Genomic DNA, 21,261 nt, shown 5'->3' with positions numbered 1-21,261 from the left:
CCCGGGTATCGGGATCTCTCCATGAGCGACGTGGAAACCGGCACGATAAGCACGAAAGTGCCCGCGCGGCTCGACCGGCTCCCCTGGTCCCGCTGGCACTGGATGATCGTCATCGGTCTCGGCACCGTCTGGATACTCGACGGCCTCGAGGTCACCATCGTGGGCAACCTGTCCGCGCAGCTCGCCAAGCCGGGCAGCGGCGTGGACATCACCCAGGCGCAGGTCGCGGGCCTGGCCGCCGCCCTTTACGTGGCGGGGGCCTGCTCAGGTGCGCTGTTCTTCGGATGGCTGACCGACAAGTTCGGCAGGAAGAAGCTGTTCATCATCACCCTGGTCGTCTATCTGGCGGCCACGCTGCTGACCGCGTTCTCGTTCAGCGCGTGGTGGTTCTTCCTGTTCAGGTTCATGACGGGATTCGGCATCGGAGGCGAGTACGCCGCCATCAACTCGGCCATCGACGAGCTCATTCCGAGCCGGCACCGGGGCCGCATCGACATCATCATCAACGGCAGCTACTGGCTCGGAGCGGCCGGCGGCGCGCTGCTGACCGTGCCGCTGCTGAGCGACCTGCCGGTCAACATCGGCTGGCGCGTCGCGTTCGGCCTCGGCGTGGTGCTGGGGCTGGCGATCCTGCTGGTACGCCGGCACGTGCCGGAGAGCCCGCGCTGGCTGTTCATCCACGGCAAGGACCGGGAGGCCGAGGAGCTCGTCGACGACATCGAGCGGCAGATCGGCAAGGAGCTGCCGGAGCCGGCGGAGTCCATGACCGCGCACCAGCGCAAGTCGATAGGGTTCGTGCGGATCGCGCACACGATGGTCGCGCTCTACCCCAAGCGCACCGTCCTCGGCCTGTCGCTCTTCATCGGGCAGGCGTTCCTCTACAACGCGATCACCTTCGGATACGCGCAGATCCTGAGCACGTTCTTCGACATCGACACGCACGCCGGCTACTACTTCGCGGTGATCGCGATCGGGAACTTCCTCGGGCCGCTGCTGCTCGGCCACCTCTTCGACACCGTCGGCAGGATCCCGATGATCTCGGCCACGTACATCGGGTCCGGGCTGCTGCTGCTCGGGACGGCGTGGCTGTTCAACGAGGGCATGCTCACCGCCGTCACGCTGACGGCGTGCTGGTCGGTGGTGCTGTTCGTGGCCTCGGCCGGGGCGAGCTCGGCGTACCTGACCGTGAGCGAGATCTTCCCGATGGAGACCAGGGCGATGGCCATCGCGTTCTTCTTCGCGATCGGCACGGCCGCGGGCGGCATCGCGGGCCCGCTGGTCTTCTCCTCGCTCGTGGAGAGCGGCGTTCCCGGCGACACGGCGCTGGCGTTCTCGATCGGCGGCCTGGTGATGATCGCCGGCGGGCTGGTCGAGCTGTTCCTCGGGGTCAAGGCCGAGCGGAAGGGGCTGGAGGCCATCGCGGCGCCGCTCACGGCCGCCGGGGCCGCGCGGGCCGCGTGACCTCGAGCACCTGGGTGCTGTCGGCCAGGTAGACGTGCGGCACGTCCACGAACACCCGCATCGGGCCCCGTTCCAGCCGCAGTTTCCTGGCCATCCCGGCCTGGAGGTCGGCGAGGGGCACGTAGTTGAGGTAGCTCGTGTAGGCGTTCTGCGAACGGAACGTCGCGGTCATGACCAGCGCGTCGTTCCTGATCCGGAAGGCCAGCCCGATCAGGCACGGCACCGCGTCGTACGGCTCGCCCGGGATGGTGAGCGAGATCCACGCGCTCTTGCTGTGCGGCCGCGCGCGCAGCAGGTCGGCCGCCCAGCCCAGCTGGCTCCCGATCCTGGCCCGGTAGCTGTACTTGAACGGCGGCACGATCGCGTCCTCGCTGAACTTCCTGCTGTAGAGCGCCAGCCGGTCCGGGTCGCCGTACCGCTCGATGATCGGGTCGTTCCTGCTGACCCGCGCGATCTCGAACAGCACCGGCGGTCCCTCGATGACCGGGCCACGATCGTCGAGGGCGAGGGTGCCCGCCGACCATACGTGGCGCATCAACCAGATCCACGCCTCCCCACATGACGCCCATTGTGCTGGGCCGGGCATTCAGGTCTCCAGATTCGGGAACTCGTAAGGGTTGCGGGGCAGTCGCCGGCGCCGGGTCACGTTGCAGCGCACGTAATAGACGGCGTAGTGGAGCAGCGCGACGACGAGGATGCCGGTCATGAGCGTGAGCAGGTTCGGCTCCTGGGCGCTCAGGCCGGTCACGCCGACGGTCAAGTAGGTGGAGTTGACGGTCGCGAGCACCATGACGTTGATGCCCGGCCAGGCGAGCGGCGCGTACGTCTCGGGGAAGCGCGGGTCGATCGGCAGGTTCGGGCTCCAGTCGAGCGCGTTCCTGAGCCTGGTGGCGTACAGCAGGCGGAAGTTGTTGATCGCCCGCGCCGTCCTGGCGTGCGCGTTGACCGCTTCGATGAGTCGCAGGAACGGCAACACGCTGAGCAGGCCGAACGCGGTGATCATGGCGAACAGGTACCACGGCACCCGTTGCCACTGCGTCAGGCTCTGCGGGTCGACCACCTTGGCGCTGGCCAGGGCGACGGCCGCGAGGAAGGGACCGGACAGCAGGCTCAGCGCGAGCCTGGTCATCTTCAGCCGCTCTTCTTTGGCGGCGAGGTGGACCGCGTAGACGCCGGTGAAGTCGACCGCGGCGAGCTGGAGGAACTGGCTCGGCGCTAGGTCATCCTCCCCGGCCATGCGTTGGGGGGTCTTCCGCATGAGCGTGCTCCTGAGGTGTGTACCTCCAGTATTAGCTGATTTTTTTGGGAATGGACGGGCATTTCTACCAATTGTTCCAACAAATCTCGACTCACTGCGGTCAGGCGGTCGAGGCCCCGTCACATGGTCGATGTACGCAGGGCACTCTCAGTCCTGGACGTGACATTCTGACAACCGTGACCGAATCGACGGGGAAGGTCCTGTACGTCATCGTGTGCGCGGCCGAGCCGGCCGCCGAGGTGGGCCGGCTCGTCACCATGGCGCAGGACGAGGGCTGGATCGTGCAGGTCGTCGCCACGCCTGCGGCGCTCGGTTTCGTCGACGTGCCCGCGCTGGAACGGCAGACAGGCCGCCCGGTACGCAGCCGCCACCGCAAGCCGACCGAGCCCAAACCGCCCCGGGCCGACGCGATCATCGTCGCGCCCGCCACGTACAACACGATCAACAAGTTCGCGCTGGGCATCTCCGACACCTACGCCCTGGGAGTGCTGGCCGAGGCGCCGGGGCTGGGCATCCCGGTCGTCGTGCTGGCCTGCGTCAACGACGCCCTCGCCGCGCGGATCCCCTTCCGGCGCAGAGTGGCGGAGCTGCGGGCCGACGGCGTACAGGTCCTGTCCGGAGGTGACCGTCCGGACGCCTGGAAGCTCGCGCTGGCCGCACTCGCCGCCTCCGCGCCCTGATAGCCGTGCTGTGCTGCTTTCTTGACCCTGACATCGTGTGAGGCGGTATGCCTGGATGTGCCGACTTTGAGGAGGGCACGATGGCGACAATGGCCGAGCGGGTCGATGAGGTGCTGCGGGCGGGCAAGGCGCCCGGTTTCCACGGGCTCGTGGTGATGCGGGGCGGGGACGTCGTTCTCGAGCGTTACGGGGCCGGGGTGGATCACTGCCTCGGCGAGTCACTGGGGCATGTCGAATTCGACCGCGACACGTTGCACGACATCCGGTCCGTGTCCAAGAGCGTCGTGGGACTGCTGTACGGCATCGCGCTCGGCGAGGGGCTGGTGCCGGAGCCGGGCGCGGGATTGGTGGAGCAGTTCCCGCAATATCCGGATTTGGTGGGAGATCCGGAGCGGGCTCATCTCACCATCGAGCACGCCCTCACCATGACCCTCGGGCTCGACTGGAACGAGGACGCGCCCTACACGAGCCCGGCCAACAGCGAGATCGCGATGGAGCTGGCCCCCGACCGCTACCGGTACGTCCTGGAGCGGCCCGTCGTCGAGGAGGCGGGCAAGCGGTGGCTGTACTCCGGCGGTGCGAGCGCCCTGATCGGCGGGATCATCGCACGTGGAACGGGCAGGCCGCTGGAGGAGTACGCCGCGACCGCGCTCTTCGAGCCTCTCGGGGTCACCGAGTTCCAGTGGATGAAGGGCGACGACGGGCTGGCGATGGCCGCGGCCGGCGTGCGGTTGAGGCCTGTCGACCTGGCCGCCATCGGGCAGCTCGTGCTCGACGGCGGCCGGGGGATCGTGCCGGGTGAATGGATCCAGGAGATGCTGCGGCCGCGGATCACCATCCGCGACGCATTCAAGTACGGCTACCAGTGGTACGTGGACATCAGTGAGCGTCACCAGGTCGCGGGCCACGGGAACGGCGGGCAGCACGTGGTGGTCATGCCCGAGGAAGAGCTGGTCGTGGCGATCACGGCCGGGGAATACGACCAGGAGGCGGTCAGTTCCAGGGCCGTGATCGACGCGGTCCTCGTCAGGGAATGAGCAGGACCCGGCCGGTGACCGCGCGGCTTTCCAGGAGGCGGTGAGCCTCCGCGGCCTCCTCCAGCGGCAGCCTCCGGTCGATGAACGCGCGGCTGCGCCCCGCTCCCAGCCTGGCCAGCATCTCCGGGTAACGCGTCCCGAACACCTCCCCGGCCCACCCCGGGCCGCTGCAGCCGACCATCGTCACGCCGCGTTCCATGAGGTCCGCGGCGGTGACGGCGGCGGGCTCCCCGCTCAGCAGCCCGTAGTAGAGCATCCGGCCGGAGCCGGGGGTCAGCTGGTCGAGGACTCCCCGGGCCGACGTGCCGCCGATGGACTCGAAGACGACGTCCACGTCGTCAGGTAGCTCACCGGGCCAGCCGGGTGAGCTGTGGTCGATCACGAGGTCGGCGCCCAGCTCGCCGGCCAGCTCCCGCTTGACGGCGGACCCGGCGGTGGCGATCACCTTCGCCGCCCCGAACTCCTTGGCGTGCCGCACCAGCTGGGTCCCGATCGAGCTGGTGCCCGCCTCCACCAGGACGGTCTCCCCGCCCTGGAGCCTCGCCCGGTGCAGCAGGCCCAGGGCGATCGCGCCGGGCGCGGCCACGGCCAGCGCCTCCTCCGGCGCGACGCCCTCCGGCACCGGGCACGTCATGGCGGCAGGAAGCGCCACGTACTCCGCGTACGCCCCGACGCCGCCGGTCACCCCCACCACCGTGCTCCCGAGCAGTTTCGCATCGACCCCCTCTCCTACCTCGACCACCTCGCCGGCCGCCTCCGCGCCGATCACGGTGGGCAGGGCCAGCGGGAACGGGAACGCGCCGGCCCGGATCCGGGTCTCCGCGTAACTGACGCCGACGGCCTGGGCGCGGATGAGGACCTGCCCTTCGCCGGGGTTCGGCCGTGGCAGCTCCGCCACCTCGAGCAACTCCGGTCCGCCTGTCCGGGGCAGGACGATCGCACGCATGCTCACTCCTTCAATCTGACCAGTGGTCCACTTAATATGTGGACCACTGGTCAAGTTTGTCCATGGGAAAGAATGACCGGATGGAACGTCGAGAGCGGGCCGACGCCGCGCGCAACAGGCAGGCGATCCTGCGGGCGGCCGAGGAACTCCTGCGGCGGCACCCGCCCGAGCAGGTCTCCGTCGAGCGGGTCGCGGCCGCCGCCGGCGTGGGGAAAGGGACCGTTTTCCATCGGTTCGGCAGCCGTACCGGGCTCATGCTGGAGCTGATGACGGAGCGGGTGCGCGAGCTGGAGCAGGCCGTCACCGAAGGACCGCCGCCGCTCGGGCCGGGCGCGCCACCGGTTGAGCGGCTCGTCGCGTTCTTCGACGCGGTGGCCGCGCTGGCGGCGCGCAACGGCAACCTCATGGCGGCACACGAGCACGCCATGGTCACCAGAAAGGCCCCCGAGCAGCCCAGGGAGGCCAATCCGATCTACCTCTTCTGGCACCGGCACGTGTCCGAGCTGGTCACCGAGGCGCGCCCTGACGTGGACGCCGAGCAGATCGCTCACATGCTGCTCGGCGTCCTGCACATGGAGCCGATCGCGAGCCAGTTGCGGGCCGGGGAGCACAAGAGGCTCGCGGCGAGCTATGCGGACCTGGTGAAGGGGCTGATCAGAGGGGGAGCCGGGTGATCGCCGCACGGAAGGCCGCGACGGCGGCCCGGACGGCGGGGTGCTCGCCGTACCCTCTCCTGAACGCGGCCAGCGTGCGGCGGCTCAAGGGCAGGCGGGTGAGCGTGACGCCGGGCGGCGGGGCGGTCGCGGCCAGGCGAGGCACGAGCGCGACGCCCTGACCCGCCGCCGCGAAGGCCAGAACGGTGTCGAAATCGTCGATGTGGTGCCGGACGCGAGGCTCGAAGCCCGCCGCCTGGCAGGCCCTGATCGCCATGGTGTGGCAGAGGGTGCCGGGCTTGTTGGTGATCCAGGCGTCCTCGCGGGCCTCGGCGACCGAGGCCCGGTTCGTCAGGTACATCGCCTCGCTGAACAGCGGCTCAGTCTCGATGGACGCGTCGGTGACGGGCGGGACGAAATCGTACTCGTGCACGAGCGCCACGTCCAGCTCCCCCGCCCGCAGCGCGGCCGAGACGTCGGCGGGGTCGATCTCGGCGACCATCGGCTCCAGCCCCGGGTGCGCGCCGGTCAGGCCGGCGAGGGCGGGCGGCAGGAGCACGCGGGCCGCCGTGGGGAACGCGCCGATGCGCAGCGGTCCCGAGGGGCCGCCCCGCGTGGCGGCGAGCGCCGCGGAGGCGCGTTCGAGCTGTTCGAGTACGGCCTGCGCGTGCTCCACGAGGAGGTGGCCCGCCGGGGTCAGCGTCACGGTGCGGCCCGTGCGCTCCAGCAGGGGCACGCCCGCCTCCCGCTCCAGTGCGCTGAGCTGCTGGGAGACGGCGGAAGGCGTGAACGTCACCGCCTCGGCGACCGCGGCGATCGTGCCGCGTCTGGCGAGTTCGCGGAGCAGGTGGAGCTTGCGCGGATCGAGCATAAGTCGAGCTTAAGCTCAAACGAAGAAATCGGAGCTGGACCTAATGGGTTCCGGCGGGCCAGGCTCTGAGTATGTTGAGAGGAATCCACGTACCGCTGATCACCCCGTTCACCGAGGCGGGCGAGGTCGCCCTGGACGCCATCGAGAAGCTCGCTCATCAGGTGCTCGACGAAGGTGCGGCCGGGCTCGTCGCGCTCGGCACGACCGGTGAGGTCGCCGCGCTCGACCCCGAGGAGCGGGCGCGGGTCATCGAGGTGTGCGCGCGGGTCTGCGGGGAGCGGCAGGCGCTGCTGACCGTGGGGGTGACCGGGAACGACACGCGCTCGACGGCCCAGGCGCTGCGGAGCCTGCCGCCGGGCGTCGGCGCCGCGCTGGTCACCGTCCCGTACTTCCTGCGGCCCGGCGAGCAGGGGGTCGTCGCGCACTTCGAGGCGCTGGCCGAGGAGACGCCGGTGCCGCTGGTGATCTACCACATTCCCTACCGGACGGGGCAGGCGGTCGGCGCCGCGACGCTGCGCCGACTGGGCGCGCACCCGATGATCGCGGGCGTGAAGTACGCGGCAGGCGGGATCGACCAGGACGCGGTGGAGCTGCTCGGGGACCTGCCCGACGGGTTCGAGGTCGCCGGCGGCGACGACGTCTTCATCTCGCCGCTGCTGGCGCTGGGCGCCTCCGGCGGCATCCTGGCCTCCGCACACCTGCACACCAGGAGCTTCGTCGAGCTGGTGGACGCCTGGCAGGCCGGCGACGTGGCCCTGGCAAGGGCGCTCGGGCACCGGCTGGCCAGGCTCTCCGCCGCGCTCTTCGCCGCGCCGAACCCCACCGTCATCAAGGGCGTGCTGCACGCCCAGGGCCTGATCCCGACCCCGGACGTGCGGTTGCCGCTGGTGCCCGCCGACGCGGCGGCGGTCTCACAGGCTGGCCTGGTAGCGGTACATCCAGGCGAGTGATTCCTGGCTCGCGCTCTGCTTGAGGAAGATCGGCAGCATCAGGTCGCGGAAGACCCGGGCCACCGGGCCCGCGGCCTTGCTGTTGCTGATCCTCCTGGAGTACGCCACCACCCGTTCCGCCCTGGGCCGCCGCTCGGCCTCGAAGCGCTCGAACGCCTCCCGGTGGTCCTTGCTGTCGCGCAGGCACCTGGCCAGCACGATCGCGTCCTCGATGGCCAGCGAGGCGCCCTGGCCCGAACTGGGCGAGGTGGCGTGCGCGGCGTCCCCGGTGAGCAGCACCCGTCCGCGATGCCACACGGGCATCGGCGGCAGGTCGTGGATCGGCAGCGCGAGGCCGATGTCACTGCGTCGGATGAGCTCGGCGGAGGCGTTGGCGTCCGCCTCGAACGCCCTGACCAGTGCCGGCTTCCAGTCCTCGGGCACGTCGCCCAGTTGCCTGGGCAGGTTCGCGAACCACCAGGTCTCACCAGACTCGGCCACCGTGTAGCCGAAGAAGCCGCGCTTGCCGAACACCATGTTGTACACGCCCGGCTCGCCTTCGAGCTCGCCGTCCTTCACGATCCCGCCGAAGTTGTAGAGGCCGCTGTAGCGCGGCGCCGGGGCCTGCGGGTCGAGGACGGCGCGGGTGCGCGAGTGCACGCCGTCGCAGGCGATCAGCAGGTCGCCGGTCGCTTCCGTGCCGTCCTCGAACCTGGCCGTGACCTCGTGGCCGCGGTCGTCGAACGAGACGAGGCGCTTGCCGTACGTCACCTTGATGCCGCGCTGCCCGGCCTCGTCCCTGATCGTGCGGTAGAGGTCGGAGCGCAGGACGGTGTGGCTGACCGTGCCGTCGTCGAGCCGCAGGCCGTTGGCCACCTCGCCGAGCCTCTTGCCGGTGCCGCTCCACATGACCATCCGCGGCGTGGGGATGGCCGAGTCCAGCACAGCACGGTGCGCGCCGAGCTCGCGCAGGGCGGCCAGGCCGTTGGAGGCGAGGTTCAGGAACGAGCCCACGTCCTGCGCGCCCTGCCCGTATGCCTCGAAGATCTCGGCCTCGATGCCGACCTCGCGCAGGGCCATGGCGGTGGCCGGGCCCGAGATGCCACAACCTATGATCAAAGCCTTCATCATGATAACCTTTCGTTCGCTCGAACGAAATATATGCGAAAGGTGGGGCCGTGTCGAGAGATATTTCGGAGAACCGAAAGAAATTGCTGGAGGAGCTCGGCGCCGCGGGGAGGGAGAGCAGCAACGCCGCCGTGATGTACCACAGCGCCATGGGCGAGCGGATGGGCGTCGGCATGACCGAGGAGAAGACCCTCGACCTGCTGCAACGACTCGGACCGCTGACGGCGGGCGAGATTTCACAGCACACGGGGCTGGCGCCGGCGAGCGTAAGCGGCCTGATCGACCGGCTGGAGGGCAAGTGGCTGGTGCGGCGCGTCCGTGACACCAAGGACCGGCGGCGGGTGATCGTCGAGATCAACCACGAGCAGCTGGCCGGGTTCGGCGAGCTGTTCGAGCCGTTCGTGGCCGCGCTGGCGCAGCTCTACGAGCGCTACACCGACGAACAGCTCGAAGTGATCCTGGACTTCCTCCAGCGCTCCACGGCCGCGCAGCGCGAGGCCACGGCGTCTCTCAGCGACCCTTCTTAGCGGTCGGCCTCCCTGATGGCCGTGCCGACCTCGCCCACCCGGTCGGCCAGCAGGCCGATGGCGCCCACCGCCCGGGCCATCGGGTCGTCGTCCCCGCCGCCCAGCGCCTTGGCCCTGAGATAGGCGCTCTTGATCTGCGCCCAGCGCTCGGCCTGGGCGGGGGTAAGGCGGCCGCGCAGCTCGGCCAGCTTGAGCAGGTTGGCCTCGGCGTCCGTGGTGAGGGTCTGCGCCTCGCCCCGATAGTGGTCGTCGATCACCGCATCCAGTTCGGCGTCGTTCATGGCGGGGACGATGCGCTCGGCCAGCTTGTTCATGTTCCGGTACGAGCCCTGCAGCCGGTACGGCGGCTCGGTGCGGGCGGCGTCGGACTGGGCGGCCGAGGCGATGTACGCCTGGTTGTTGGCCAGCACGACCTCCTGCACGCGTACCAGCTTGGCCAGCACGCTGAGCATCTGGTCCAGCTCGGGCCTGCTGTACGGGTGCTTGAGCTGGTCGGCCCGGACCGTGGTGTCGCCCTTGGCCAGGCGTACCAGCAGCTCCACGTCGGCCCTGTCGCGGCCGGAGAGCGGCGCGAGGACCGGGTTGGAGGTGAGGGCGTTGTCGATGTAGCTCAGCGCGAACAGGTCGTCCCTGCCGGACAGGACGTCGCCCAGGTTCCACACGTCGGCCCGGTTGGCCAGCATGTCGGGGATGCGGAAGCGCTGACCGGACTCGGTGTACGGGTTGCCCGCCATGCACACAGCGAACCGCTTGCCCCGCAGGTCGTAGGTGCGGGTGCGGCCGTTCCAGACGCCCTCGATGCGGCGCTGGGCGTCACAGAGGGAGATGAACTTCTGCAGCAGCTCCGGTGAGGTGTGCTGGATGTCGTCCAGGTAGAGCAGCGTGTTGTTGCCCGTTTCGAGGGCGAAAGAGATCTTCTCCACCTCCTGCCTGGCCGTCGCGTCGGGCGCGTCCGCCGGGTCGAGCGAGGTCACCTCGTGGCCGAGCGCGGGGCCGTTGACCTTGACGAAGACCAGGCCGAGGCGGCTGGCGACGTACTCCATGAGCGTCGTCTTGCCGTAGCCGGGCGGCGAGATGAGCAGCAGGAGGCCCATCTGGTCGGTACGCTTGCCCGCGCCCGCCGCGCCCAGCTGCTTGGCCAGGTTGTCGCCGATCAGCGGCAGATACACCTCGTCGAGCAGGCGGTTGCGGACGAAGGCGCTCATGACCTTGGGCTTGTACTCGTCCAGGCGCAGGCGGTCGCGCTCGGCCGCGACCAGCTCGTTCCTGCGGCGCTGGTAGGCGCGGTACGCCGGGACGCGCTCCTGCCTGAACTGGCGGGTCCTGGCGAGGATCTCGTCCAGGCGGACGTCCAGCTTGCGGTCCTTGATGCGGGGGTGCGTGCCCAGGAGGCCGTCCACGGTCGCGGTGGTGGCGGCGCTGGAGTCGTGGCGGGGGAGGTCGCACAGTTGCACGGCGACGGCCTCGGCGACCGCGAGCCCCTGACGGTAGGCGGTCATCCAGGCGTGGGCGAGCTGGAGGCGCTCGGGGAGGGGGACGGCCTTGAGCTCCTCCTCGAACTCCCGCACCTTCACCGGGCCCAGCTCCTGGCGGAAGCCGTCGAGGAGGTCGAGAGCCGCCTTGCTGGTGACGAACCCGACGGGATTGCCGCCCAGCTCCTCGACGAGGTACTCACCGGCCAGGCTCGCGCTCGTCGCGCCGAACGCACTGGTACGCAGGCCGGCCACGAAGCCGCCGATCAACCCGCCCAGTTCCTCGGCCAGCGAGTCCAAGGCAGGGGTGATGCCGAAGACCGAGCGCGCTCGCACCAAGGACACCGCCCGGGTGGCGAATGTTTTACGTGAAACCTCCTCGACCCCGAAGGCCCAGAACAGTTGCGCGGCCGCCCGCGCTTCCGCCGAATAGCGCAGCAGCCCGGCACCCTCCCGGAGGCGCACCAGTGTGTCGAGGATGAGTGTGGCGTCGTGGTCGTGCACTCCGCGTTCGTAGCCCTCGTCGTAGCGGGACTCGGCGGCCGCCCGTACGAGGTCGGCCGGCACCACGCCGGGGCCGGCCGCGTCCAGCAGAGAGGTCGCCAGGTGCTCGGCGCGGTAGACCTCCGGCGTCTCCGACACCAGGAGCTGGTCCCAGAAGGGGCGGGTGTCGGCGAAGGAGGACGGCACGGGAGACCGGTAGTCCGTGCCCGTGATCGCGAAATACATGGAGACGCGCTCATGGTCGCGGCCGCTTCCGGGCTCGTTGGCTCGTCCCTCGCTCTCTCCCCCGGAGCTCCTCCGCTCCACATGCGGCACCAGCGTCAGGTCGATGGGCTGGGTGTTGACGGCGAAGCGGTGGTGGCCCAGGCGCAGGGTCTCGCCGCCGTCCGAGAACAGGTCCTGGCGGTCCCGGAGCGCCCGCCCGGCCTCCTGCTGCGCGGACTTGACGCGCCCGTCCAGTTCCTCGGCCCGTACGGCGTCCCCCAGCGACCGCAGCTCGGCGGCGGCCGAGCGGATCTTGGCCACCATCGGGTCGGTCGCGAAATACGTGTTGACCTCGTCCAGGGAGGCCAGCGAGCCGAGCCGGCGGGCGACGGTGCCCAGGATGCGCTCGGCCGAGGCGAAGATCCGGTCCGCGCGCCTGGCCAGGTCGTCGAGCTGGGTCTGCTTGCGGGCCGAGAACGCCTCGTAGACGTCGTCCCGCTTGGCCGCGAGCTGCGCGGCGAAGTCGTCGAACTCGCCGAAGCGCGACTCCAGGTTCTCCAGCTGGAGCATGAGCCGGCCGAGCTGCTCGTCGCACTTGTCCGGCGTGTCGGCCATCGCCAGCGCGCCCGTGATGGCCTGGCCGAGCAGCGCGAACTCGGCGGCGAACGCGGCCCGCCCCTCCGCGCCGAGCAGCTCCCGCCGGCGCCCCTCGAGCACCGCCCGCGCCCGGTTCACGCCGGCGAGGACCTCGGCGATGCGGCCCAGGATGGACGTGCGCACGGTGGCGTCGGCTATGTCGAGCGAGCCGACGACCTCGGTGACGACCTCCAGCCCCTCGGCCTGCTCGGCCAGCCGGTCCGCGACGGGGGCGGCCGCGGCGACCGTGGTGATCGCGCCCGCGTCGGCGGCGAGCTGGTCCACGGCCGCGTGGTAGGAGGTGAACGCGTCCGCGCCCTCCAGGAACGCCACCGCCCGCCGACCGGCCGAGTCCAGCTCCTCCGCCACGGAGGCGGACAGCGCGTCCAGCGCGGCCAGGTCGATGTAGCGGGTCTCGCGCGACGTCACCAGGCGGCCCTGGGCCCGGCGCAGCGTGGCCAGCATGGTGACCCAGGCGTCGGCGGTGACCGGGCTGTCGGCGCGCGCCTGACGTACCAGCCCGGTCGTCTCCTCCGTCACCGCGGCGAGCGTGTCGGCGGCCTGGCGGGTGAGTTGCTCGACGTTCTCGTACTCGTCGAGGACCTGCTCGGCGGTGGCGCGCACGTCGGCGAGCGGCCCGCGCAGGCCGTGCTCGCCCAGCCAGTGATAGGAGTCGAAGGCCCGGGTGCAGGCGGCGATCAGCGCTTCGAAGGTCCCGGCCGAGGGCGCCATCTCCTCGACCATGCGGGAGACGGACAGGCAGTCGGAGATGCCGCGTACGAGCTCGGCGTTGCCGATGCGGTCCAGGGGGCCGGTTCCCGCGGGCTGGGCGGCGGCGTACGTGTCGGAGACGTACGGTGTCTGCCACACCTGCATCGGGTGGACCCGGGTCGGCTCCTCGGAGGTGGCGCGGAAGACCACCATCGTGCCGTCGTCGAACAGCGAGTACCCGTGGCAGACGATCGGGGTGGCCACCTCCTTCCTGATCACGTTGTACGGCAGCAGCAGCGAGCGGCCGTCGCCCCTGGCGTGAAAGACGTACAGGACGTCCTCGCCGTTGGGCGCGCGAACCACCCGCTCGAACTCCAGGTCCGTCACGTCCGTGTCGAACGTCTTGCTGACCCCGGTCGTCAGGTAGTAGCCGCCGGGGAAGATCAGGCCCTGGTCCTCGGGCAGGCGCTGGCAGGCCTGGCCGATGCCGTCGAGCCTGATGACCGCCTTGGTGCGGGTGTTGAAGACCAGGTGGCGCCAGTCCGGCTCCTTGTACGGCCTGATCCGCATGAGGATCAGCGGCCCCACCCTGGCGTACTCGACGTCGGCGTCGGCCAGGCTCTGCAGCCGCTCGGTGACCGGCTCGGCGTAGATGCCGGCGCCGGTCTCCGTGTTGTCCTCGATCTTGATGGTGAGGTCGCCGCCGACGGTCTCGACGAACACCTCGCCACCGATGGAGATGTGCGGGTGGCGGCCGAGCACGTGGTCGTCGCGGGTGGTCGGCGTCCACTCGAAATCGTGCGACGGCGGGAAGACGTGGTCGCGCTCGCCCCTGTTGTCGAGATATTTCGGGACCCCGCCGTGGTCGACCGCCCAGCAGAGCACCCGCAGGTCGGCAGGCCCCGTCTGGAACACCGCCAGCAGCTTGCCCTCGACCCGCCTGAGCTGCTGGAGCCGGGTCTCCTTGTAGTAGCGGTAGAGCTCGGCGAAGTCCTTCTTGAACGCCGGATCGTCCAGCGCCTCCAGCTTGTCGGCGTCGAACCTGAAAGCGTCGCCGTCCCTGGAGAAGCGGTGCACCGCGAACACGTCCGCCACCGCCGTCTCGGGCTTGAGCCCGATGAAGACGTTGTAGCCGAACAGCATCACGTCACCCAGGGAAACGATGTCCCTGGGGACGCAGTTGTTCTCGGTACGGATCCGCTCGGTGCCCAGCAGGCGCAGCTCCGCGCCGCCGAACACCTTCAGCCGCTCCCCGTTGACCGCCTCGGCCGCCGCGGCCAGGGCCTTGGCCTGGGCCCGGAGCCGGTTCCTGAGGACCTCGTACGTCCCCGCCTCCAGCTCCGCGCCCTTTTCCACCGTGCTCACGGATATGTCAGCCCTTCGCCCCGGCCAGCGCCGCCACCGGCGAGTCGGCCACGCCCAGGCGGCGGGCCGTCTCCAGCAGCTCGCCGAGCGCCGGCGACTGCGGGCCGCCGTCCTGGATGAGCCGCATGAGCAGGGCGGACACGGTCAGGTTCTTGAGGTCCTCCGTGCGTACGCCGCTCACCACGTTCGCCAGGTCGGCCGCCAGGTTGGCCGTCCCGTTGACGTACGGCCCGACGATCGCACCCGCGACCTGCGAGTGGTCCACGAACCCGTCCACGACCTTGCCCGCGGTGATGGAGCCGACCACCCTGTCGAAGAACATCGTGTCGCCGCCGACGATGTCGATGTTCGCCTTGGCCAGGCCCGCCGCCAGGACGCTCGCCTGCGACTCGGCCACCTGCCGCGAGACGTCGATCTGCTTGAGGCGGATCTCCTTGTCGGCCTCCAGGCGCAGGCGGTACTCCTCGTGCTCCCTGCTGGCCTCGTCCAGCGCCGCCAGCGCGGCCGCCTTCTCGGTGAGACCCTCGGCCTCGGCCTTCAGCTTCTCGCCCACCGCGGCCGCGCCGGCGAAGGCCATCGCCTGCTCGCCCTCGGCCCGCGCCTTGAGCCGCTCGCCCTCGACCAGCGCCATGACCTTGGCGCCCTCGGCCTCGGCCGTCAGCTTCTCCTTCAGCACCAGGGCCTCCGCGCGCCCGACCTTCTCGATGGCCTCGGCGTCGCGCTCCTTGACCTGGACCTGCGCGAGACCGCTCGCCGCGGTCTCGGCCTGGATGCCCTCGGCCAGCCGGATCTTGGCCCGGGCATCCAGCTCGGCGGCCTGCTGACGGGCCTCGGCGAGCACGAGCTCCTCGCGGGCCTTGAACTTGGAGGCGGCCTCGGCGGCCTCGGCCGCCTTGATGTCCTTGACCAGGTTCTCCTGGGCCTCGGCCTCGGCGGAGATGATCACCTGCTGGCGGGTGCGCTCGGCCTCCTCGACCACGCGCAGCCGCTTGATGGCCTCCTCCTGCTCGGCCACGGTCTTGTCGACCACGATGCGCTCGCGGATGACCTCGGCGATCGCCCGCTTCTCGGTCTCGACTTCCTTGTCCTTGGCGATGCGCGACAGCTCGGTCTCCCGCTCGCGGGCGATGACCTCAAGGACGCGGTCCTTCTCGATGCGCTCGCTCTCGATGGCGATCACGCGCTCGCGGTTCTTCTCGGCGACGGCGATCTCGCGGGCCTTGTTCTCGTTCTGGATGCCGAGCTGCTCGTCGGTCTTGATGTGGGCGGCCTGGGCGCGCAGCCGCTCCTCGGCCTGCACGCGGGTGATCTCCGCCTCCTCGCGGGCCTTGACGGTCTCGATCTCGCGCCGCTGCTTCAGCTCGGCGTCGGCCTGGCGGCGCTGCAGCTCGAGGATGGCCTCGCGGGCGTCCACGTTCTGGCGGGTGATCTCCTTCTCCTCGTGGCGCTGGAACTCGTTCGTGCGCACGTGCTCGATGGCCGTCAGCTCAGTGATCTTGCGGATGCCCTGCGCGTCGAGGATGTTGCTCTTGTCGAGCTGATGGAGCGCGGTCTGCTCCAGGTAGTCGATGGCGGCGTCTTCCAGGCTGTAGCCGTTGAGGTCGGTGCCGATGATCCGGACGATCTCGTCGCGGAACTCGTCCCGCTTGGTGTAGAGGTCGACGAAGTCGAGGTGCTTGCCGGCGGTCTTCAGCGCCTCGGAGAACTTGGCGTTGAACAGCGCCTGCAGCGTGGCCTCGTCGCTGGCCCTGGCGGTGCCGATGGCCTGGGCGACCTTGATGACGTCCTCGGCGGTCTTGTTCACCCGGACGAAGAAGGTGATCTTGATGTCCGCCCTGATGTTGTCCCGGCAGATCAGGCCCTCGCGGCCGGTGCGCTCGATCTCGATGGTCTTCACCGAGATGTCCATGATCTCGGCCTTGTGGACCACAGGGAGCACCACGGCGCCGGTGAACGTCACGTCGACTTTGTTGACCTTCGACACGATCAGCGCTTTGCCCTGCTCGACCTTGCGGAAAAGCCGGGCTATGAGGATGAGCAGGCCGATCACGATGATCAGGGCGACGGCCAGGAAAACGCCGAAGCCGGTGGAGATGACGTCCATCAGAGCTCGCTTTCGTAGGGCATGACCCAGAAGAATTCGCCGTCTGCGTTGTATTCGAAGATGAGTGCTTTGTCGCCGCGAGAGAGGCGGTCCTGCCCCGTCGTACGGACCTGCACGACCGCTGACGAGCCGTCTGCGGCGGTGACCTCGGCCTGGCCGAACTCAGGGGTGGCCGCGCCGGTGCGAATGACGCACTGCCGGCCGACGAAGTCGCCGCGCGAGTGCCGGTCCCCCTCGGGAAAGAGCCTGCGTAGCGGCACCAGCAGGCCGCGGGTGGCGAGCCAGGCGGCCCCGGCGGCGGCGAACGGCACGGCGACCAGCAGGCCGCCGCTCACCACCACGCTGCCGATCAGGCACAGCAGCCAGGCCATGGCGATCAGCAGCGAGAGCGCGATCCCGGCGGGGACTCCCCCGAAACCCAGCCAGGCGGCGTCGTCCTCCAACTCGAACAGTCCGGTGATGACGATCAGCCAATAACCGGCGACCACTGCGAGAAGGAAACTGAAAATGACAGTCGGAAAACTCAATGCGGTGTGTAAGAACTCGGTCATCCGCCTCGGTGTGCCCCATCCCCGTGTGTGTCCTGTCGGACTATATCGAGATAAAGCATGAGTAAACGAAAAAGTTCCCGAACGGTCTCGCGGGTTGACCTCAACCAAGCTTGAGGTAGCAGGCTTGGGCGCATGAGCGAAGTGATGAGAGCCGCGGCCGTCGCCGAACCGGGCGGCCCTGAAGTCCTGAAAACGATGGAGTTGCCGGCGCCCCAGGCGGGTCCGGGAGATGTACGCGTACGCGTGCGGGCGGCCGGCGTGCAGCCGTTCGACGCGGCCGTACGGGCGGGGTGGCTACCGGCGTTCGCCGGGGACATGCCGTGGCCGCGCATCCCGGGCAACGAGTTCGCGGGTGTGGTCGACCAGGTGGGGGAGGGCGTGACCGGCGTGACCGCCGGGGCCGAGGTGCTCGGGTTCTCGCTGCTGGGTTCCTACGCCGAGTACGTCGTCGTCGCGGCGGCGAACGTGGCGCCCAAGCCCGCGGGCGTGCCATGGGAGGCGGCCGGCGGGCTGACCTCGGGCGTGCAGACGGCCGAGCTGGCCCTCGACGGGCTCGGCGTCAAGGAGGGCGAGACGCTGCTCGTGCACGGCGCGGCCGGGTCGGTGGGCACGGCGGCCGTGCAGATCGCCAGGATGCGCGGGGCCACCGTGATCGGCACCGCCCGCGAGGTCAACCACGATTACCTGCGCGAACTCGGCGCCGTCCCGGTCGTCTACGGGGAAGGGCTCGCCGACCGGGTCCGCGAGCTCGCGTCCGGCGGGATAGACGCGGCGCTCGACGGGGCCGGCGGGCACGCGCTGGAGGTTTCGATGGAGCTGGTCGCCGACCGGCGGCGCATCGTCACCCTGGTCGAGCACGGCAGGGCCGCGGAGCTGGGCGTCCAGCTCGTCCAGGGCGAGCGTTCAGCCGAGCGGCTCGGGCGCTACGCCGCGCTGTACGCCGAGGGCCGGTTCTCCTTCCCGGTGCGGCGGGCGTACCGGCTGGAGGAGGCCGCGGAGGCGCACCGGGAGATCGAGGCCGGGCACGGCCGCGGCAAGATCGTCCTGACCGTCTGGCATTGATTCGGCGGCCTCCGCGAGAGCCCCGCTGCTTGCGGTTGGCCGCCTGGTCCCTCTTCTCAGGGATGACCGCGCGGATGCCACGCCTGCGTAGGCAGGCGCGGGAGGAGTAGGCCTTGCCGGCGGCGACCGCGCCGGGTGCGGGGGCTTTACCGGGGGTTGGCGGGGACAGCGGCCGCCGGTTGGTCGGTGGGGATGGGGAAGTTGCTGCGGACGGTGTTGTGCGGGTCGTAGTGGCGTTTGATCTCGCGCAGGCGGTTCAGCGCAGCCGGGGTGAAGGCGTCGGCCGCGGTATCTCCGGGGCTGAGGAAGGTGAAGGGTTTGCGGCCGCTCACCGGGAGGGCGTCGGTGAGCGTGCGCTGCTTGGTGGCTATGGCCGCGGCTGTCGCGGGGTCGGTCGGCACGCCGAACAGGTAGAGGGCGTACGGTTCGGTCAGCGGGCCGTGAGGGCTGTCGGACGGGCGGGCGAACGCGCCGTCAAGGTGGCGTATCTGCACGCTCAGCAGCGGGGCGATGGGGTCGGCCAGCAGTGTCTTGGCCGTGGCGTCGTCCAGGCCGGTGAGCAATTCGCCGCGTGAGGAGCCCGCGCCGGGGTCGGTGGGTTCGGCGGTGATGGTGCCGACCTCGGCGACCGTCATGGTCCGTCTGCTGTCGGCGAGAGGGCGAGGGAGCCGGTCCAGCGGGCTCAGCAGGTCGCGGACCTCTGCGGTGTCGCCGAGGTAGGTGGTGTCTATCGCCACCATGGGGTCGGACCCAGGAAAGTGCAGGAGGTCCAGCCACAGGGTCAGTTCGCCGGGGGCGGTGGCGGTGATCTGCCGATAGGCGTCCATCACGGCCGGGGCGTGTTCGGCGGGCCACAGCATCCGGCCGCCGTACAGGTGCGGCGCGTGATGGAGGGACAGTTCCAGGGCGGTGACGATCGCGAAGTCGCCGCCTCCGCCGCGCAGGGCCCAGAACAGGTCGGGGTCGGTGCCGGCGGTGACGCGCCGCTGCCGCCCTTCGGCGTCCACGATGTCGAACGCGGTGACGCTGTCGGCAACCCAGCCGTACGTGCGGCCGAACCAGCTCAGCCCACCGCCGAGGGCGACTCCGGTGACGCTGACGACCGGGGAGCTGCCGGGCAGGCCGGTCAGGCCGTGCGGTACGGCGGCGGCCTGGAGGCGGCCCGAGGCCACTCCCGCGCCGACACGGGCCCGCCGGGCGGCCGGGTCGATCTGAAGGGTGTCCAGCCGTCGGGTACGCAGCAGGATTGCGCCGTCCAGGTTTGCGGTGGCGCCATGGCCGTTGGGCTGGGCTGAGACCGTCAGGCCGCGAGCACGGGCGAAGCGGACCACAGCCGCGGCGTCGGCGGCGTCGGCGGCTTCGACCACGGCGGGCACGGACTGTTCGATGGCCAGATTCCAGGGACGCCGGGCCTGGTCGAAGCCGTCATCTCCGGAGAGCAGGACCCGTCCGCGGACGAGGGTGCGCAGGTCGTTCAGCTTATTGATCATCTTTCTTCCGATCTAGGCGGTGGGCACTGTGGTGAGGGGGAGGACGCGGCGCTGCGCGGCCCCGGGGGCCAGGATGATGGTCGTCAGCCGCCGAAGATGGCGGTGGGGTCGCCGGTGTACCAGGCGTTGTCGATGCGCAGGCGGCGGATGACCCAACGCTCGCCGTCGCGGACCAGGTCGACGTCGTAGGGGTTCTTCAGCAGGGCGAAGACGGCATGGTCGGCGGTAAGCAGATGCTGGGCCTCCACCAGCGCCGTCAGCCGCGCGGTGTCGCCATCCACGACGATGCGCGCATTGGTGACCTGGTGGGTGGTGTCCACCCGGCCGGTGAACATGGTCAGGATGGTGTCGACGATGGTGTCCCGCCCGGACATCACCGGTGGGCGGCCGCCCCACCGGGCGGCGGCGGGGCGAAAGTCCAGCTCGGCGTCGGCGGCGAAGGCCGAGGCGAACAGCGCCTTGTCCTTCAGGTCCTGGCCCAGGCCGAACCGATACAGCGCGTCCAGGATCTCGGCGCGGTCCCGCAGCTCTCGGACGACCGCGTCCACATCGGCGACCGAAGCGGACAGGGCCTGCTCGGCAGTGACGTACATGGCTTGCTCCCGTGCAGGTCAGAGGATGATTTGAGCGGTTCTTACTCTCGGGCGGGGCGAGGGATCGATCAATGCGCGACCGTGCAAGGATCGTGAAGCTGGAGTTAACGATTCGGAGGAGTGCCATGCTGGAGCGACACGAGCTGGAGGCGTTCCTCACCCTCGCCGAGGAACTGCACTTCGGCCGCACCGCCGACCGCCTGCACGTGTCCACCGCCCGGATCAGCCAGACCATCGCCAAACTGGAACGCCGGACCGGAGTCCCGCTGTTCACCCGCACCAGCCGCCGGGTGGAGCTGACCGCGGTGGGGCGACAGTTGTATGAGGAGATTCGCCCTGCCTGGGACCAGATCACGGCCGCGTTCGAGCGGGCAATCGACATCGGCCGCGGACTGACTGGCACATTGCGGGTGGCCTTCGTCGGCGCCGCGGGTGGACAGTTGCTCGTCGGGGCCGCCGAGCTGTTCCGCCGGCGTCAGCCCGATTGCGACGTTCACCTTCGCGAAGCGCAGATGGTCGACCTCATGCCCTGGCTGCGCGACGGCGAGGTTGACCTCGCGCTGGGCACCTTCCCCATCGACGAGCCCGACATTGTCACTGGGCCGGTCCTGGTGTCCGAAGGACGGATGCTGGCCGTCCACTTCCAGCATCCTTTCGCCCGCCGTACCTCGGTCTGCATGGAGGACCTGGCGAGGGTCAAGCTTCTTCAGCTCCCCGGTTCACTGCCGGACTCCCTGCGAGAGGACCGCACCCCGCGTACCACCCCCGCGGGGCGGCCGATCGAGCCCGGTTCCTCGGCTTCGACGTTCAACGAGATGCTCACCCTCATCAGCGCCGGTCAGGGAGCCTTTCCCGTCGGCGCCCAGGCCAGGCGCTACTACGCCCGCCCAGACGTCGCCTACATCCCCATCAGTGACGCCCCGCCGCTGCGATGGGGCCTGCTCTGGCGAGCCGACGGCGCCACCGCCCGGGTGCGCGCCTTCGCCCAGGCCGCCCACGACCTACTCACCGTCCCGTCGGCAACGGTTCCTTGAAGATCGCGCTGTCGCCGGTGGCGGGATCTTCAAGGAACCCATCAT

18 protein-coding genes and 1 pseudogene are annotated in these 21,261 nt (G+C 70.1%); 8 read left to right on the top strand and 11 right to left on the bottom strand.

The window, feature by feature from the left end:
- Nucleotides 1–21 precede the first annotated feature (21 nt).
- Complete coding sequence (locus ACTMTI_RS04340; protein ID WP_441118300.1) at nt 22–1,461, top strand: MFS transporter; 1,440 nt, start codon at nt 22–24, stop codon at nt 1,459–1,461.
- Here the strand turns inward: ACTMTI_RS04340 and ACTMTI_RS04335 are convergent.
- Entirely contained in the window at nt 1,430–1,996 is a 567-nt protein-coding gene (locus ACTMTI_RS04335; RefSeq protein ID WP_441118299.1) for a hypothetical protein, read from the bottom strand. The two genes, ACTMTI_RS04340 and ACTMTI_RS04335, sit on opposite strands and share 32 nt — an antisense overlap.
- A gap of 51 nt (nt 1,997–2,047) precedes the next feature.
- Nucleotides 2,048–2,719: a hypothetical protein gene (locus ACTMTI_RS04330; protein WP_441118298.1), complete on the bottom strand. Its 672-nt coding sequence runs from the start codon at nt 2,717–2,719 to the stop codon at nt 2,048–2,050.
- 176 nt (nt 2,720–2,895) lie between these two features.
- Between ACTMTI_RS04330 and ACTMTI_RS04325 the strand changes: the two genes are divergently transcribed.
- Together ACTMTI_RS04325 and ACTMTI_RS04320 are read left to right on the top strand one after the other, a co-directional pair.
- Nucleotides 2,896–3,399, top strand: a complete 504-nt coding sequence (locus ACTMTI_RS04325; protein ID WP_441118297.1) for a flavoprotein — start codon at nt 2,896–2,898, stop codon at nt 3,397–3,399.
- Between the two features lie 80 nt (nt 3,400–3,479).
- Nucleotides 3,480–4,436 (top strand): serine hydrolase domain-containing protein, encoded by a 957-nt coding sequence (locus ACTMTI_RS04320; RefSeq protein ID WP_441118296.1) that lies wholly within the window; start codon nt 3,480–3,482, stop codon nt 4,434–4,436.
- On the opposite strand, the gene ACTMTI_RS04315 is transcribed toward ACTMTI_RS04320, so the two are convergent.
- Nucleotides 4,426–5,382, bottom strand: a complete 957-nt coding sequence (locus ACTMTI_RS04315; protein ID WP_441118295.1) for a quinone oxidoreductase family protein — start codon at nt 5,380–5,382, stop codon at nt 4,426–4,428. The two genes, ACTMTI_RS04320 and ACTMTI_RS04315, sit on opposite strands and share 11 nt — an antisense overlap.
- A gap of 80 nt (nt 5,383–5,462) precedes the next feature.
- On the opposite strand from ACTMTI_RS04315, the gene ACTMTI_RS04310 reads away from it, so the two are divergent.
- On the top strand, nt 5,463–6,056 hold the full coding sequence (locus ACTMTI_RS04310) for a TetR/AcrR family transcriptional regulator (protein WP_441118294.1): 594 nt from the start codon (nt 5,463–5,465) through the stop codon (nt 6,054–6,056).
- Here the strand turns inward: ACTMTI_RS04310 and ACTMTI_RS04305 are convergent.
- Nucleotides 6,037–6,906, bottom strand: coding sequence for a LysR family transcriptional regulator (locus ACTMTI_RS04305; RefSeq protein WP_441118293.1), 870 nt, complete (start codon nt 6,904–6,906; stop codon nt 6,037–6,039). The two genes, ACTMTI_RS04310 and ACTMTI_RS04305, sit on opposite strands and share 20 nt — an antisense overlap.
- A gap of 71 nt (nt 6,907–6,977) precedes the next feature.
- Between ACTMTI_RS04305 and ACTMTI_RS04300 the strand changes: the two genes are divergently transcribed.
- Nucleotides 6,978–7,856, top strand: a complete 879-nt coding sequence (locus ACTMTI_RS04300; protein WP_441118292.1) for a 4-hydroxy-tetrahydrodipicolinate synthase family protein — start codon at nt 6,978–6,980, stop codon at nt 7,854–7,856.
- On the opposite strand, the gene ACTMTI_RS04295 is transcribed toward ACTMTI_RS04300, so the two are convergent.
- The gene (locus ACTMTI_RS04295; protein WP_441118838.1) at nt 7,818–8,963 is read right to left on the bottom strand and encodes an FAD-dependent oxidoreductase; all 1,146 of its coding nucleotides are present in this window, start codon (nt 8,961–8,963) and stop codon (nt 7,818–7,820) included. The genes ACTMTI_RS04300 and ACTMTI_RS04295 overlap by 39 nt on opposite strands.
- 50 nt (nt 8,964–9,013) lie before the next feature.
- Between ACTMTI_RS04295 and ACTMTI_RS04290 the strand changes: the two genes are divergently transcribed.
- Entirely contained in the window at nt 9,014–9,490 is a 477-nt protein-coding gene (locus ACTMTI_RS04290) for a MarR family winged helix-turn-helix transcriptional regulator (RefSeq protein ID WP_441118291.1), read from the top strand.
- Here ACTMTI_RS04290 and ACTMTI_RS04285 read toward each other — a convergent pair.
- From ACTMTI_RS04285 to ACTMTI_RS04275, 3 genes are read right to left on the bottom strand one after another with little or no spacing between them, the layout of a single operon-like run.
- Nucleotides 9,487–14,382, bottom strand: a complete 4,896-nt coding sequence (locus tag ACTMTI_RS04285) for a DNA repair ATPase (protein ID WP_441118290.1) — start codon at nt 14,380–14,382, stop codon at nt 9,487–9,489. The genes ACTMTI_RS04290 and ACTMTI_RS04285 overlap by 4 nt on opposite strands.
- A 7-nt stretch (nt 14,383–14,389) precedes the next feature.
- Nucleotides 14,390–16,486 (bottom strand): flotillin family protein, encoded by a 2,097-nt coding sequence (locus ACTMTI_RS04280; RefSeq protein ID WP_441118289.1) that lies wholly within the window; start codon nt 16,484–16,486, stop codon nt 14,390–14,392.
- Nucleotides 16,486–16,974, bottom strand: a complete 489-nt coding sequence (locus ACTMTI_RS04275) for a hypothetical protein (RefSeq protein WP_441118288.1) — start codon at nt 16,972–16,974, stop codon at nt 16,486–16,488. The genes ACTMTI_RS04280 and ACTMTI_RS04275 overlap by 1 nt, the downstream gene beginning before the upstream one ends.
- A gap of 207 nt (nt 16,975–17,181) precedes the next feature.
- On the opposite strand from ACTMTI_RS04275, the gene ACTMTI_RS04270 reads away from it, so the two are divergent.
- Nucleotides 17,182–18,099, top strand: a complete 918-nt coding sequence (locus ACTMTI_RS04270; protein WP_441118837.1) for an NADP-dependent oxidoreductase — start codon at nt 17,182–17,184, stop codon at nt 18,097–18,099.
- Here ACTMTI_RS04270 and ACTMTI_RS04265 read toward each other — a convergent pair.
- The 3 genes and pseudogenes from ACTMTI_RS04265 to ACTMTI_RS04255 all read right to left on the bottom strand — a co-directional run.
- Nucleotides 18,095–18,235 (bottom strand): annotated as a pseudogene (locus ACTMTI_RS04265) (IS5/IS1182 family transposase); the annotation flags it as partial. The gene ACTMTI_RS04270 and the pseudogene ACTMTI_RS04265 overlap by 5 nt on opposite strands.
- A gap of 10 nt (nt 18,236–18,245) precedes the next feature.
- Complete coding sequence (locus tag ACTMTI_RS04260) at nt 18,246–19,589, bottom strand: FAD-binding oxidoreductase (protein WP_441118287.1); 1,344 nt, start codon at nt 19,587–19,589, stop codon at nt 18,246–18,248.
- 83 nt (nt 19,590–19,672) lie between these two features.
- Nucleotides 19,673–20,182 (bottom strand): nuclear transport factor 2 family protein, encoded by a 510-nt coding sequence (locus ACTMTI_RS04255; RefSeq protein ID WP_441118286.1) that lies wholly within the window; start codon nt 20,180–20,182, stop codon nt 19,673–19,675.
- Nucleotides 20,183–20,307: 125 nt separating this feature from the next.
- On the opposite strand from ACTMTI_RS04255, the gene ACTMTI_RS04250 reads away from it, so the two are divergent.
- Complete coding sequence (locus ACTMTI_RS04250; RefSeq protein WP_441118285.1) at nt 20,308–21,216, top strand: LysR family transcriptional regulator; 909 nt, start codon at nt 20,308–20,310, stop codon at nt 21,214–21,216.
- Nucleotides 21,217–21,261 lie beyond the last annotated feature (45 nt).

The sequence above is a fragment of the Nonomuraea sp. H19 genome (assembly GCF_052068215.1).
In the GTDB taxonomy this organism is placed as follows: domain Bacteria; phylum Actinomycetota; class Actinomycetes; order Streptosporangiales; family Streptosporangiaceae; genus Nonomuraea.
The sequence above is the reverse complement of the archived record's forward strand: the minus strand, read 5'-3'. Positions and strand labels throughout refer to the sequence as shown.